Source organism: Nitrosomonas oligotropha (genome assembly GCF_009833085.1).
GTDB classification, from domain to species: Bacteria; Pseudomonadota; Gammaproteobacteria; order Burkholderiales; family Nitrosomonadaceae; genus Nitrosomonas; species Nitrosomonas oligotropha.
Genome location: NZ_QRBZ01000034.1, coordinates 1 through 13,144 on the forward strand (window position 1 = coordinate 1; position 13,144 = coordinate 13,144).

Consider the following 13,144-nt stretch of genomic DNA (forward strand, 5'->3'; position numbering starts at 1 on the left):
AATCCATGCAAGAACAAGCGCATGCATTAGCGCAAGCGATAAACACGTTCAAATTATCGCAAGCGCACTCAGGAACACCGGCGGTGATTAAAAGAAGCAACCGTCCCGCCACTGTAGCCAAACTGCCGAATCGCGGCCCTGCGCGGAAGAAACCCGCGGTGAGATCCTTAGCCAACACCGAAGCGGAACCGGCTCAACCCCGCAAGGTTGCCGCTGGTGGTGGCGGTGAGGATTGGGAAGAGTTCTAATCTTCCGGGTAGTCTTAAAGTGAGTTAGAACAAAGAGCGTTACCGGGTTTGATTAAAGGTAACGCTCTTTTAGTTGTAGTAATGAATCTTTCTGTGTTGCCTGTCCGGTTCTTTCCTTCTGCTGCAATTCTTGAATTACCCCACCCGAGCTTGGTATACAGCTAAACCGGCCGTCTGATTCCAATAGGTGCGAATCGAGATAATCATTGATGGTAGAATGCGCAACGATGATCGCTTGAGTGATCCCGCAAGTTGCACGTGAAATATTTTTTAACCCTATCATGATGCTGTCAGTTCGGTCGTTGCCGCCGCATCGAGCGATGTGATCCAGACGGGCCGGACTCCTTAAGATCGCATAAAACAAGCTATTGGCTTCTGTTTTCCAAATCCGCACCGGTTCCGGTGCACGCAGCAGCTTTTTACACTACTATTGATTCCCTTATCCAAGAAGCGCGATTTTCCAATGTCCATAGAAATCAAAGAAAAACCCAAGTTTGCTGTCGCGGCGGCGGTTCAATTGCCGAATGTCAGCGATATCGAGTTCGAATCGTCGCTGACCGAGCTGCGTGAACTCGCAAAGACACTGGGTTACACAGTCGTCAACACGTTCGTGCAAAAACGCGCCAGCTTCGACACGACTGCGTACCTGGGCGTTGGCAAGCGCGAGGAAATCCGCTGCTACGTGCACAACGATTCCGGATCGGATGAATTTGAGGAAACGGCCATCCGTCCCGATGACTACGACATCAGCGCTCTCCTGGTCGATCACGAAATCTCGCCGTCGCAGGCGCGTAACCTTGAGAACGAGGTCGGTTGCGAAGTGATGGACCGCACCATGGTGATTCTTGAAATTTTTCACCGCAACGCCCGTTCCCGTGCGGCGCGCGCCCAGGTGGAAATTGCCCGTCTCGGTTACATGGCGCCGCGTCTGCGCGAAGCCGCCAAGCTTGCCGGGCCGCAAGGGCGGCAACGCAGCGGCACCGGCGGGCGCGGCGCGGGCGAATCGCACACCGAATTGGACCGGCGCAAGATCCGCGACCGTATCGCCGAGCTGCAACAGGAAATTGTCGCGCTGGAAGCCGAACGCAAGATCCAGCGCGCGCGGCGGCAAGAGCGCCAGGGACTTGCCAGCGTCGCGCTGGTCGGTTATACCAATGCCGGTAAATCGACCTTGATGCGCGCACTTACCGGCAGCGAGGTGCTGGTCGCCAACAAACTCTTCGCCACGCTCGATACCACGGTGCGGGCGCTGCACCCGGAAAGCATCCCGCGCGTGCTCGTCAGCGACACGGTCGGCTTCATCAAGAACCTGCCGCACGGGCTGGTCGCCTCGTTCAAATCCACGCTGGACGAAGCGCTCGATGCATCCTTGCTGCTCCACGTCATCGATGCCAGCGACCCCGGATTTGAGCGCCAGCTCGAAGTTACCCAGCACGTGCTTGAAGAAATCGGCGCGCATGACGTGCCGCGTATCCGCGTATTCAACAAGATCGATCATGTGGGCGATGTAACGGCGCAAGCCGAATGCGAAACTGCCTTACGCACTCGCTATCCGGATTGCATCGTGATGAGTGCACGTAGGCCCGACGATGTTGCGAAACTGCGCCTGAAAATCCTCGAATTCTTTCAGCAGAATCTGGTTGAAGCCGAGCTTTTCCTGCCTTGGTCGGTGCAGCAGCTACGCGGCGCGATCTACACGAATTGCCAGGTGCTGGCGGAGCACTCGGATAATGAAGGCACTTTTTTCCGGGTTCGCAGCGAATCCGCCACCATCGAGAATCTGCGCGAGCAATTTAGCCGCGCATCATGAGTTCTGCGTCTTGTGCAATTCCGTGACAGGAAAGGCACGGATTTTTCTTATCCGGTCGAGCAGCTTATTCGCTTAACTCGCTTTCGCGTGCAATGCGCGCGAGGTCGAGCAAATTATTGGCGCCGGTCTTTTGCATGATCTTGGATTTGTGGATCTCTACCGTGCGATAGCTGATGCCCAGATAAGAGCCGATTTCCTTGTTGGAATGTCCTTGCACCGCGAGGAGCATGACTTCCCGTTCACGCCGGGTGAGCTTGATCAGGCATGAGGTTATTTCCCGGTTCTGCGTGGCGTCACTTAATCGTTTTTTGGCTTCGGTAAACGCAGCGCGCACGCAGATCAAGAGTTTTTCCCGGATCACCGGTTTGGTCAGAAAATCGATCGCACCGCCTTTGATCGCCCTGACACTCATGGGAATGTCGCCATGCCCGGTAAGAAAAATGACCGGCAGCAAAATCTTACGCCAAGCGAGTTCTTCCTGGAGTTGCAAACCGTCCATTCCGGGCATTTTTACGTCAATGATGACACAGCCGAAAAAATTGGGCTGGTAAGTGTTCAGAAAGGTTTTTGCGTTCTCGAAGGATTGCACGCGCATACCGGCTTGTTCGATCATCAGCGTGAGGGAATCGCGCACGGCTGCATCGTCGTCTACGATAAAAACGGTGGGTTCCTGCATGATCATGGTCCAAAGGGGAGGGTGAAATGGAATTTTGCGCCTGTTTCTGCATCGGAATCAACCCAGAGTTGACCGCCGTTATCCTCGATCAACGCACGGCTGATCGAAAGACCCATACCGATGCCGGATGGTTTGGTGGTAAAAAAAGGCTCAAATATGCGTTTTGCTACCACTGGATCAAATCCCGGGCCGTTATCCTGCACGATCACGACGGCGACATCCTTATCGTTGACAGTCTGCAGCGCGGTGGTGATCGTCAGTACCGGAAAATCGGTGTTGCGCATTGCTTCAATCGCATTTCTAAAGAGATTGACCAGAACTTTCTGTATCTGCGTGCGGTTACACTGGACAGCCGGGAGATTCTGCTGCAAATGCAGTATCGGGTGAAATCTTCCGTAGCCGTCATTGTATACAATGCTCAGCGCGCCATGAATGACATCGGTCAGATTCGACCGCTCGGTCACCAATTCGCCTTTCTGCAGAAAAGCCAGCAGTTCGTGCAAGCTGCGTCCTGCTCGCTGGGCTTGTTCCACACAACCTTCCAACGCGCGCTTTAAATTGTCCGGGCTGAAACTGCCGTTGTGCAGCGCGTGCAGCACCACTTCGCTGTAGGCGGAGATTGCCGCCAGCGGTTGATTGAGTTCATGCGCGATTGCGGAAGCCGTGCGCGCCGCCACTTGCTGCTTAAGAATATTTTCGGTTTCGTTGCGGTGCACTTGCAGTTTTTTCTGAATGTTTTTCTGCTCGGTAACGTCACGTGTAACGCCGATCAGGCGGTGCGGGTATCCGCCTTCAAAATATACCCGGCCCCTGGCGGATATCCAGCGTTCAACGCCGTTAATGGGGTTGATAATGCGGTACTGCGCTTTGAATTCGCCATTGCTGTTGGGGTCCATCGCTTTATCGATAGCCGCCTGCCGGGCTTCACGATCTTCCGGATGTATTGCAGCGACGAATTCCTCGTAACTGACGGTTTTCTCGGAATGCTTGCCCCAAAGCTTGCGCATTTGCCGGTCCCAATAAATGATATTGCGCTTGAAGTCGTAGTCAAAAATACCCAAACCGGCTGCTTGCTTGGCCAAACGCAGGCGTTCCTCGCTGGAGCGCAGCGCTTCTTCGGTATCGAGACGCCGGTTAGCGATGGTGAATAGGATGAGGATGAAAAGCTGCTGTCCCGTTTTGATGGGACTGAGACTGATATCCAGCAATATCTCTTTGCCATCGCGGTTTAATGCGATCAATTCATTGCCGACGCTCATGGAGCGCTTTACCGGCCGGTTCAGGAACAGCCGCTGATAGTAGCGGTACTGTTTGCGATAGCGGGGGGCGATCAGCATTTCGATGGCCAGCCCTTTCATCTCATCTGCGCTGTAACCCAGCAGTTGTTGCGCTGTCGGATTGGACAAGACGATATGTCCCGTGTTTTCGGTCAACAGCATTGCATCCGCCGCTGCATCGAACACTGTCCGGAAACTCAAGCCTCTTACTGCGCTATTCACATTATTTTCCTGCTGTTGAATTCGGGTTCGTACCGCGCTAAAGCTTACGATAAAAACCTGCAATTTCCTATCAATTTATTGATATGTAAGGGGTTGCCCTTACGTGTCAGCACGAATATTGCCCCCAGTTTTTCTCTTGTAGGATTTGCCGGGTAGGGAATATGACGCGAGTTTGCCCACCACTTCATTCGGTTGGTATCGCTTAAGTTTGCTGGTGGGCTATTTTTCAATCGTGCGGATTATTGGAGGCATTGACCGCATCCGGCAGCGTGTTGTTTTCACTACGTGATATTAAACCTTTTAACTGTTTGGAGAAACGAAATGAGTAGAAAAATAATAGCTTACGGACTTGTTCTGGCTACGCTATCCCTATTGCCGGGCGGAATATTCGCTGCCGGGCAAGTGCTGGCGGGCTGTAAAGAGGATCCGGTCAAAGCTAAAACAAGTCCCGATACGATACTCCCGGATGTAACACGTAGAATCTCCCTCGTTTAATAACTATTCGTATAAGAGGAGTGTAACCATGTCTCTGTCCAGTCTTCTCGTACCGGCGATACTTTTTTTCGCGCTCGGTATGTTTGCTTGCCTCATCAAATCGGATCTGAAATTTCCACCCGATATGCACAAGATGATCGTTATTTATTTGCTGATCGGTATCGGACTTCATGGCGGCAAGGCGCTTGCCGGATCCGATATGGGATCCGCGCTTCCCGCCGTATGGGCAGCGCTTGCGTTTGGCTGCGGACTGCCTATCGTGGCCTATATTATTTTGCGGGCGCTGGGAAAAATCGATCCGCTCAATGCCGCGGCCATTTCCGCGCACTATGGCTCGGTCAGCGCGGGAACCTATATGACGGCGGTCGCGTTCCTGGGGGGCATCGGCGTGACGTATGAAGCCTATCCCGTGATCATGCTGGCGATCATGGAATCGCCCGCCATCATGATCGGTTTGGTGCTGGCCGGTTATTCCCGGAAAATTCTGGGTGGAGCCACCAAAGCCGACAAAGGAATGTATAAACATCTGATCATCGAAGCCTTTACCAACGGTAGTATTCTGTTGTTGTTCGGTTCGATGGCGATCGGCTGGGTAGTTTCCGATCCGAGCTACAAGAAAATTGAACCGTTCTTTGAACTCATCTTCATGGGTGCACTGTGTATATTCCTATGCGATATGGGCATGGAAGCCGGAAAGCGGTTGTCGGAATTTAAAACCGTCGGTGTTTTCCTGGTGGGTTTTGGCATTGCCATGCCTTTAATCGGTGCGGTATGCGGATTGTTCGTCGGTCACTTCCTCCTGGGGTATTCAATCGGTGGCATTACGCTGGTAACCGTACTCGCAGCCAGTTGCTCCTATATCGCGGTGCCCCCGGCAATGCGGCTTGCGATCCCGGAGGCGAATCCATCATTTTATCTGACGCTGTCGCTCGGGGTGACTTTCCCATTCAACGTGGTAGTGGGTATTCCTATGTACTATGCGGCTGCCCAGTACTTGCACGAGACTTATTATCCGTGGTGATGGACATTTCCGCCGCTGGTGTGGTTACGCAGGATTGAAAGCATAGTGGGTATGGGGCAGCGATGCGATGATGAATCGCTGCCTGCCACGATGCGGAATGTTGTAATCAAGAAAAGTACCGGCTGCATGGAATATGTCAGTGATTGAAATGACTCAGGGTAGCCTCGGGAATTGATCCGGAATGTGCAGAACCTGAGTACGACATAAACAATTTTGGGAGAGAAATGATGGTGTTAAGACCAGATATTTTAGTGACTATGAAACGCATCAAGATCGTCATTGACGAAAAGTCGCTGGATGAAATGCTGAAGCTGTTTCGGGATGCCGATGTGCGCGGCTACACAGTCATCAAAAGAGCAGGGGGGCTGGGTTCGACCGGTGAGCGCAATCCGGATGATTATGTGCTGGAAGAACACAATGCGGTGATGGTTCTCGCTTGTGAAGAAAGCCAGGCAGAAAAGGTCATTATGACGCTGCAACCGAAACTAAAGGACTTCGGCGGCATGTGCCTGATTTCCGATTGCCAATGGGTGCTAGGACCGGCCATTTCATTTTAACCGGATCACTATCACCGTCTGGACAGCTAGTCCTTGCGTCTCAAACCGAATCCCGGCTGTGATCAGCCGGGATTATTCATTTCTGCCTACTCCTGGAATTTTAAAAAACTGCGCAATCGAGCGCGAGAGTGTGGCGCCGACTGGCTGTCGTATCCGGTCGAATGACGGCTTCCGAACCAGCTATCCCAGCATCTTTGCGTACATCCATGCTGTGCCGGATGTTGATTTTCATGCCATTGCTATCACTACGGAGTATCCAACCCTAAGGCGTATAAGGGTTTACGCTTAGGTGTTCGCACGGATTTTTCAACTTGTTGTTCCCACGTAGTATTCAAAACAGCTGGACAGATTAGATCGCCGTTTTACTTGAGAAAACTACTAGAGGAGATATAAAAACATGGCTTGGAAAAATATTCTCGTTACGTGTTGGACGGTTTTTTTCATTATTGGATGTTTTTTATGGAGTCCACACTTATTTGCAGCGGAAGTAGAAAAAGCGGAGGAGGACAAAGACAAAGCGAAAAAACCATCCGTTGTCGTTCAAAACAAAACCGCACCAGCCAATGGAACCAATGGCGCACCGTTCAGCGCGCTGGAAACAGCGGGGCGTACACGCTTCGACTTCGATAATCTGACCAAATTGATGGAGGATCACAAAACACCGCTTGCCGCCATGGCGCCTGATTGGCTCAATGTGGCGATCGAACACCGTACCCGTTACGATGTGTACGATCACGGTTTTACCAAGAGTATTCCGGGATTTAACGATCAGATTCATCAACGCACGCGGTTCTTGTTTGAAGTCAAAAATATCATCGATCCGCTGAAGTTCACCCTCGAGCTGACCGATATCCGCGCCCCTTTGGCTAATTTCGGGCAAGATCATAACCCGAATATGGCCGATCATTTTGACTTTACCCAGTTGCATCTCGGTCTGCACGACAAAAACTTTCTCGGTACAGGTTACGCCGCGAAATTCGAGGTTGGCCGTTTCATGATGGACTTGGGTGAAGCCCGTCTGGTCGGGGGACACCGTTGGGGTACCTTATCACCCGCGTTTGACGGTTTGCACTTCATGATGGGCAATACGGATCAGAAATGGAGTCTGCGCGTATTTGGCGCCCGGCCGGTGCAGCGCGATCCGACATCGTTGAACTGGAATACCCCCGAAACTTACTTCTCCGGCGCTTATGTCACCAATCGCGATCTGCGCTGGGCCAATTTCGACGGTTATTTCTTGCAGCTGAACGAAAGCGATAATCTCAGGCAGCGCAACTTATCGACCACCGGCTTCAGGTTGTTCGCCAAGCCTACGAAAGGCAGCATGGACTATGAAATCGAATCCATGTACCAGTTCGGCGATACCCGGAATAAGAGCGTGTTCGCCCATCGCCATCACGGCGAGGTCGGGTATAGTTTCAATACGCCGATGCCGTTGCGGGCCTTGTATTTATTCGATTTCGCATCGGGAGACCGCGATCCGGACAAGAACTTTGACATTTTGTACGCAAAACGCCGGGTCGAGTATGGTCCGACCGGTATGTTCGGGCCGTTTTTTCCGTCCAATCTGATGTCGCCCGTCGGTTTTCGCGCCACGCTCGTTCCCACACCCACCGTGCGTCTGATGATGTCGCACCGTGCGTACTGGCTGGCGGATAAGCGCGGCGCGTTTGTCGGCAGCGGTCTGCAAGATGCGACCGGCGGGGCCGGTGGCTTTCTCGGTCATATGCTCGATGTCAGCTTAGGTTGGGATCCGCAGTGGAGTTACATGAAACGGGTGAGCTTCGACTTTGGTTATAGTCATTTATTCAAGGGCGATTACTTCGATAAGGTACCGTTCAGCCCGGGCATGAAGGACACCAATTACGGTTACACCATGGTGACCTTCAAGTTTTAACGTTGCTCGCGGTTATTCGGTTTTTGTATAGCCCGGTTCCGGATGAGGTGAAAAACGCGTAATGTTTTGTTATCACAACGAAGAAGATAAACGGTATGATCTAAAGAGGAAAGGTGGTGGCGGTATGTCAGCGATCACCTGGTATTAGATTCTTACAGGTCTCTGGAACGAATGGATTACAAAATTTTACTGACGGTTTTCGCCACGGTGTTTATCGCGGAACTGGGTGACAAAACGCAATTGGCCACGATGTTGTTTGCCGCCGACAAGGAAGTCAGCAAGCTGACGGTATTTGTCGGCGCATCGCTGGCGCTGATTGCGACCTCGGCGCTCGGTGTGCTGGCGGGCAGCGTGATTTCCGATTACATCAGCGAGAAACATTTGCACTATATCGCGGGGGTGGGATTTATCCTGATTGGCGCGTGGACGCTGATCAAAGCGTAAGCGGGGTAGTTTATATTCCTTGGTCTTGCAAGCTCGCCGTAAGCGCCGTGAGTATTATTTGCTTTTCTTTAAACGCAAAGTCACGCACAGACCGCCGCTTGGATTGTTCTCGATCGATAGTTCTCCGCCGTATACCTGCATGATATCGCGCACAATCGCCAAGCCGATGCCATGACCAGGGGTGGATTGGTCGGCGCGTACGCCGCGTTCCAGGATTCTGGCGATTTCATGCGGCTGGATGCCGGGGCCGTCGTCCTTGACTTGGATCACCACCTGATTTTCCTGATAATGCGCCGCTAAATGGATGCTGCTGCGGCACCATTTAAAGGCATTGTCGACCAGATTGCCGAGCAACTCCATCAAATCGCCCTCATCAATGCGCAGACCGATGCTGTCATCGATCGCGACGGTTATGGCAGGTTGTTTGTTGCGGTAGGCTTTGGTAACGGTGTTGACGATCCGGTCAGCCATCGGACGTAACAGGATCAACCCCATGCCCGGCGAGCTGCCGGCGGTTGCGGCGCGGCGCAGCTGGTACTGGATCGTGTTGTCCATGCGGTCGATTTGTTCCTGAATCGTTTTGCGCCGGATGGTTTCGTCGTCTTCGCCATGAATGGCGCCCTGTAATACGGCGAGCGGTGTCTTGAGGCTGTGCGCCAGGTCGGCGAGACCATTGCGGTAGCGTTTCTGTTGCTTGTGCTCATGCGCGATCAGAGAGTTGATGCTGTCGGTCAGCAATTGGAGTTCGCTGGGGTAAACGCCTTTCAGCCTTTCCTGCTGGCCGGATTCGATCGCGGCAAGCTCGACTGATACCTTGCGCAACGGCAGCAAACCCCAGCGCAATACCAGCATTTGCGTGGCTAACAGCAAAATGGCCATGGCGCCGAGCCAGCCCCACAGATCTTCGCGGTAACGGTCAATCTGCGCTTCAAACAGCACGGTATCGGTGATGACATTGAAAGTCAGCGGGTGGTCGCCGGCCGGTGTCTCCCAAGCCACGCCATAGCGGTAGATAAAATGCGGCTCATCGTTAATCATGATTTGCTCGAATTCTTTTTTGCCTTTTTCCAGCAAGGTAATGACCGGGATCGGTTTGTTCAGCGATGATGTGGAACGCCAAGCGATGGTGTTATCCGGACCGATGATGAAGGCATAAGTATCCGAGTTGACGTGACCGAGTTCGGCATCGAGCAAGTTAGTCGGCACATCCAGCTCGCCGGAATCTTCCACTTCGGCGTCACCCATCAGCATCAGCACTTTCGCAAACAGCCGGTCTTTGACGCCTACGCGCGCGCTGTCATAAAAAGCGCGGTCCAGCGTCCAGGCGATGCCGACGATAAAAATCAATAACACCAGCGTCGCGCTGAATAGAATGCGCCGGTTGAGCGACATCATGACGATTTGTTGCACTCCAGCGTGAAGCGATAGCCTCGCCCGCGCATGGTTTCGATCGGATTTAGCGTGCCGCCGGGATCGAGTTTGCGGCGCAGCCTGCCGACCATCACTTCGAGCACGTTGCTGTCGCGGTCTTCGTCGTGCGGGTAAAGATAATCAGCCAAGGTATGCTTGGATAGCACTTCGCCGTGATGACGCACCAATTCTTCCAGTAGGCGGTATTCAAACGAGGTCAGTTCGATGCTTTCTCCATTGACGGTAACGGATTGGGCCGTGACATCGAGTGTGATCGGGCCGCATTTCATGAGGGTTTGCGGTATGCCGGTAGAGCGGCGCAACAGTGCTTTGACCCGCGCTTGCAGCTCTTCCATCTGGAATGGCTTGGTCAGGTAGTCATCCGCGCCCATTTCCAGCCCTTGCACCTTGTCCTGCCAGCTGCTGCGCGCGGTTAGAATCAGAATCGGCAGCAGGCTGCCGCGTTCGCGCAATGCTTTAATAATTTCCAGACCGGATTTGCCGGGCAGACCGATGTCGATGATGGCGGCATCAAGGGGGTATTCGGTGGCGAGAAACAGCCCTTCATCGCCGTCGCTGCACGTATCGACCATATAACCGGCGGCTTCCAGTTGCTGCCGGATCTGATTTTGCAGGCGGAATTCGTCTTCAATGACCAGGATGCGCATTCAGGTCTCCTACAGTACAAAATGACAAAAATAAAATACGTTTGACTGAACCATGAGAATGAATTGGAATATTAATGAGTGGATACCACAGTGCCATCCAGTGCATTGATCAGAACCGTGTGAACCGTGCCTTTCTCGCTGAGTATTTTGATGCGGTAGGTATGATCGGTGTGATTGATCGCCAGCACGCGGCCTTTGAAATGCTGTTGCGCGATGGTGATCGCTTTCTGCTCTGAGATGCCGGTGGCTGGATCGCTGTGCATGGGATGTTCAGCGGCCGTGCTATGTTTGCCGGCTGTCGCGGGTGTGAATGCGCTGATCGTTATCAGCGCAATGATTGAAATTTTCCACCATCTATTCATAAGCAACCATCCCATACGTTGGAGGTAGAAATCAGGCTGGCAACAGGTACGGTATTTTCATGCCTGTCACCAGTCACAGCGCGCGTCAGAAGCGTATCATAAAATCCATGTTTCCGGTGCCGATGCCCATCATCATTTGCGGAGGGACAACGTATACCGGCGCTGGGTAGTAGTTGTATTGTGCTGGCGGATAATATCCGCGTGGCTGGCTATAGCCATAATTATATCCGCCGCCGATGAAATGCTGGTGCCGGTGGTGTCCGTGGTCATGGTGATGATGGTGGTGGCGATGATGACCTCTGCCCGCTTGCGCCAGCGATGGGGCGATCAACGTGACAGCTAAACATGCGGCAAGCATAAGACCGGATAATTTTATTTTTCTGGTTTCCATTTTTTTCTCCTTTCAGTTGTTCGATTCAGGTGTTCCTGATGGTGTCAATCTACGCCGGTTTGTCTGAACAAAAACTGAATGGAAAAAGTAGCGAATTGAGTGATACTTGGCTTACTCGGTAACGCTCGTGAGTAGAATGTTTGAATATTGTCCGCCGCCTTTTTTCATCACTTTCCTAAAACGGTAAGATGAAATCCAACGAAAATAAAATTTGATCCTTATTGCCCGCAAACGGCCGGTAAGCTGACGTTTTATAGGCATTAACCCGATCGTAGCGGATATTTGAACGGATATTCAGTTTTTTGATGAAATCCCACTGGGATTTGAATGTTCTGGCTATTTTCCAGTTAAAACCGGCAGTGAGGTTATAGTAGTCGGCCGGTGCGATCGTTACACTGTTGATGTTGCCGGCGTAACTGACGGGTATGCCGTTGACGTTGTTGGCGGCGGCTGCAACGCGGAACGGCGAGGGATTGCGGAAGCCGTCTTGATCGCGGAACCATTCGCCGCGCATGCCGATCGATACATTATCGGTGAGGTCGTGGTATACATGTGCAATTGCGCTGAACCATTCGGCATCTTTGACAATGTTGTTGTATTTGAGATTATTCAGCAAAACGCCCCCGGCATGACCATAAACATGGTGTAGAACTATCCGAGTCTGCGGTGTGATCTTGTGTTGCAACACGACATTATAAAACCCCCATATTTCGCTGCTTTGTTCCGAAGTTTTGCCATAAGTGCCGGAAAGATGGAACGAAGTCGCTTGATCGTCGCTGTTCCAGGTAAAACCGGTAATACCGTTCCAATTCTTTAACTGTTTGTCCCAGCCTGCATCCCAACCGCCGTTGGCGCTGCCGGTGAGCGGACCGCCCAGAATCTGCCAATTGGCATTGATTTTGTAATTGAAGAGCACGCCGGTGTGCGTAAACGGTTCGCCGATATTTAAAGTATATGCGCGCGTATAAAAGAAATTATCGGGCGCCGGAACGGTTTCAAAGCCGGTTGGTGTATAAAAGTGACCGAACTTGATGTTGAGGCCATTGCCGATTGGCGCATAAGTTTCCAAGAATGCCTGCGGCAAGGCGATACCGTATGTGCGCGTGGAAGCGCAGCATAAATTAAGATCCCAGTTGCTTCTTTTTAAGGGGGCGCCGGTATTGACATCGAAGGCCGGTACACCGAAAGCTTGAGTAAAAATGGCGTCGGTGCCGAACATGAAATCAAAGCGTCCGCCGAAATCCCATTGATTGCCTTCCGACGCCACCGGGCGGCGCATGAACAGGTTCAATTGGTTCAGTTGAAAGCGATTGGCTTGGTCGGCAAAAATGACCGGGCCGTTATAGCCGCCTGATTGACTGGGATTGAGTGTGGCGCCGCCATGAATCCAGCCGCCGAATTCCAGTTTTTTATAAGTCAGGAATTTTCTCAGCTCATTGGCATAGAGATTTTCAGTATCCATGAAAAAAGCGCAAAAATAACAAGCAATGGTTAACAATAACCATTTTGAATATATCGAACGGCCTTGCATTGGGATAAATATATGTTTAAGAATGATTTAGTCGGTGACGTGTGATTCCGGAGTCAATGGGAAGCGGCTTTTCTGGCACGATATTCCCGTTACCCCAATTCAGCAGGGCGCTCATTATAGCCATAAAGCCTGCGC

The 13,144-nt window shown here is 52.1% G+C and carries 14 protein-coding genes and 1 pseudogene; 7 read left to right on the forward strand and 8 right to left on the reverse strand.

Going from position 1 to position 13,144, the window contains the following annotated elements:
- Positions 1 to 248 (forward strand): annotated as a pseudogene (locus ABD07_RS11170) (methyl-accepting chemotaxis protein); the annotation flags it as partial.
- 52 nt (positions 249 to 300) lie between these two features.
- On the opposite strand, the gene ABD07_RS11175 reads toward ABD07_RS11170, so the two are convergent.
- The gene (locus ABD07_RS11175; protein WP_160818332.1) at positions 301 to 642 is read right to left on the reverse strand and encodes a hypothetical protein; all 342 of its coding nucleotides are present in this window, start codon (positions 640 to 642) and stop codon (positions 301 to 303) included.
- A gap of 69 nt (positions 643 to 711) precedes the next feature.
- Between ABD07_RS11175 and hflX the strand changes: the two genes are divergently transcribed.
- Positions 712 to 2,058, forward strand: a complete 1,347-nt coding sequence (hflX, locus tag ABD07_RS11180; RefSeq protein WP_160818356.1) for a GTPase HflX — start codon at positions 712 to 714, stop codon at positions 2,056 to 2,058.
- 64 nt (positions 2,059 to 2,122) lie between these two features.
- Here the strand turns inward: hflX and ABD07_RS11185 are convergent, their stop codons facing one another.
- Both ABD07_RS11185 and ABD07_RS11190 read right to left on the reverse strand, forming a co-directional pair.
- The gene (locus ABD07_RS11185) at positions 2,123 to 2,734 is read right to left on the reverse strand and encodes a response regulator transcription factor (RefSeq protein WP_240142528.1); all 612 of its coding nucleotides are present in this window, start codon (positions 2,732 to 2,734) and stop codon (positions 2,123 to 2,125) included.
- Between the two features lie 2 nt (positions 2,735 to 2,736).
- A complete protein-coding gene (locus ABD07_RS11190; RefSeq protein WP_338040587.1) occupies positions 2,737 to 4,233 on the reverse strand; it encodes a PAS domain-containing sensor histidine kinase in 1,497 nt (498 codons plus the stop codon).
- 321 nt (positions 4,234 to 4,554) lie between these two features.
- On the opposite strand from ABD07_RS11190, the gene ABD07_RS11195 reads away from it, so the two are divergent.
- From ABD07_RS11195 to ABD07_RS11215, 5 genes are all read left to right on the forward strand, one after another.
- The gene (locus tag ABD07_RS11195; protein ID WP_160818334.1) at positions 4,555 to 4,728 is read left to right on the forward strand and encodes a hypothetical protein; all 174 of its coding nucleotides are present in this window, start codon (positions 4,555 to 4,557) and stop codon (positions 4,726 to 4,728) included.
- A gap of 28 nt (positions 4,729 to 4,756) precedes the next feature.
- The gene (locus ABD07_RS11200; protein ID WP_108699179.1) at positions 4,757 to 5,749 is read left to right on the forward strand and encodes a sodium-dependent bicarbonate transport family permease; all 993 of its coding nucleotides are present in this window, start codon (positions 4,757 to 4,759) and stop codon (positions 5,747 to 5,749) included.
- Between the two features lie 224 nt (positions 5,750 to 5,973).
- Positions 5,974 to 6,306: a P-II family nitrogen regulator gene (locus ABD07_RS11205; RefSeq protein ID WP_338040588.1), complete on the forward strand. Its 333-nt coding sequence runs from the start codon at positions 5,974 to 5,976 to the stop codon at positions 6,304 to 6,306.
- A gap of 397 nt (positions 6,307 to 6,703) precedes the next feature.
- Positions 6,704 to 8,203, forward strand: a complete 1,500-nt coding sequence (locus ABD07_RS11210) for an alginate export family protein (protein ID WP_160818335.1) — start codon at positions 6,704 to 6,706, stop codon at positions 8,201 to 8,203.
- 171 nt (positions 8,204 to 8,374) lie between these two features.
- Positions 8,375 to 8,647: a TMEM165/GDT1 family protein gene (locus ABD07_RS11215; protein ID WP_108699181.1), complete on the forward strand. Its 273-nt coding sequence runs from the start codon at positions 8,375 to 8,377 to the stop codon at positions 8,645 to 8,647.
- A 54-nt stretch (positions 8,648 to 8,701) separates the two neighbouring features.
- On the opposite strand, the gene ABD07_RS11220 is transcribed toward ABD07_RS11215, so the two are convergent.
- From ABD07_RS11220 to ABD07_RS11240, 5 genes are all read right to left on the reverse strand, one after another.
- Complete coding sequence (locus ABD07_RS11220; RefSeq protein WP_160818336.1) at positions 8,702 to 10,042, reverse strand: ATP-binding protein; 1,341 nt, start codon at positions 10,040 to 10,042, stop codon at positions 8,702 to 8,704.
- Positions 10,039 to 10,725 (reverse strand): response regulator transcription factor, encoded by a 687-nt coding sequence (locus ABD07_RS11225; protein WP_108699183.1) that lies wholly within the window; start codon positions 10,723 to 10,725, stop codon positions 10,039 to 10,041. Before ABD07_RS11225 ends, ABD07_RS11220 begins: the two co-directional genes overlap by 4 nt.
- 71 nt (positions 10,726 to 10,796) lie before the next feature.
- Complete coding sequence (locus tag ABD07_RS11230) at positions 10,797 to 11,087, reverse strand: PepSY domain-containing protein (protein ID WP_108699184.1); 291 nt, start codon at positions 11,085 to 11,087, stop codon at positions 10,797 to 10,799.
- 85 nt (positions 11,088 to 11,172) lie between these two features.
- Complete coding sequence (locus ABD07_RS11235; RefSeq protein ID WP_160818337.1) at positions 11,173 to 11,478, reverse strand: hypothetical protein; 306 nt, start codon at positions 11,476 to 11,478, stop codon at positions 11,173 to 11,175.
- Between the two features lie 175 nt (positions 11,479 to 11,653).
- A complete protein-coding gene (locus ABD07_RS11240) occupies positions 11,654 to 12,940 on the reverse strand; it encodes a porin (RefSeq protein ID WP_240142529.1) in 1,287 nt (428 codons plus the stop codon).
- Between the last annotated feature and the right edge of the window lie 204 nt (positions 12,941 to 13,144).

Coding starts and splice junctions, on each gene's coding strand:
- hflX (WP_160818356.1), top strand. CDS start 712: ATGTCCATAGAAATCAAAGAAAAACCCAAGTTTGCTGTCGCGGCGGCG.
- ABD07_RS11185 (WP_240142528.1), bottom strand. CDS start 2,734: ATGCAGGAACCCACCGTTTTTATCGTAGACGACGATGCAGCCGTGCGC.
- ABD07_RS11195 (WP_160818334.1), top strand. CDS start 4,555: ATGAGTAGAAAAATAATAGCTTACGGACTTGTTCTGGCTACGCTATCC.
- ABD07_RS11200 (WP_108699179.1), top strand. CDS start 4,757: ATGTCTCTGTCCAGTCTTCTCGTACCGGCGATACTTTTTTTCGCGCTC.
- ABD07_RS11205 (WP_338040588.1), top strand. CDS start 5,974: ATGATGGTGTTAAGACCAGATATTTTAGTGACTATGAAACGCATCAAG.
- ABD07_RS11210 (WP_160818335.1), top strand. CDS start 6,704: ATGGCTTGGAAAAATATTCTCGTTACGTGTTGGACGGTTTTTTTCATT.
- ABD07_RS11215 (WP_108699181.1), top strand. CDS start 8,375: ATGGATTACAAAATTTTACTGACGGTTTTCGCCACGGTGTTTATCGCG.
- ABD07_RS11220 (WP_160818336.1), bottom strand. CDS start 10,042: ATGATGTCGCTCAACCGGCGCATTCTATTCAGCGCGACGCTGGTGTTA.
- ABD07_RS11225 (WP_108699183.1), bottom strand. CDS start 10,725: ATGCGCATCCTGGTCATTGAAGACGAATTCCGCCTGCAAAATCAGATC.
- ABD07_RS11230 (WP_108699184.1), bottom strand. CDS start 11,087: ATGAATAGATGGTGGAAAATTTCAATCATTGCGCTGATAACGATCAGC.
- ABD07_RS11235 (WP_160818337.1), bottom strand. CDS start 11,478: ATGGAAACCAGAAAAATAAAATTATCCGGTCTTATGCTTGCCGCATGT.
- ABD07_RS11240 (WP_240142529.1), bottom strand. CDS start 12,940: ATGGATACTGAAAATCTCTATGCCAATGAGCTGAGAAAATTCCTGACT.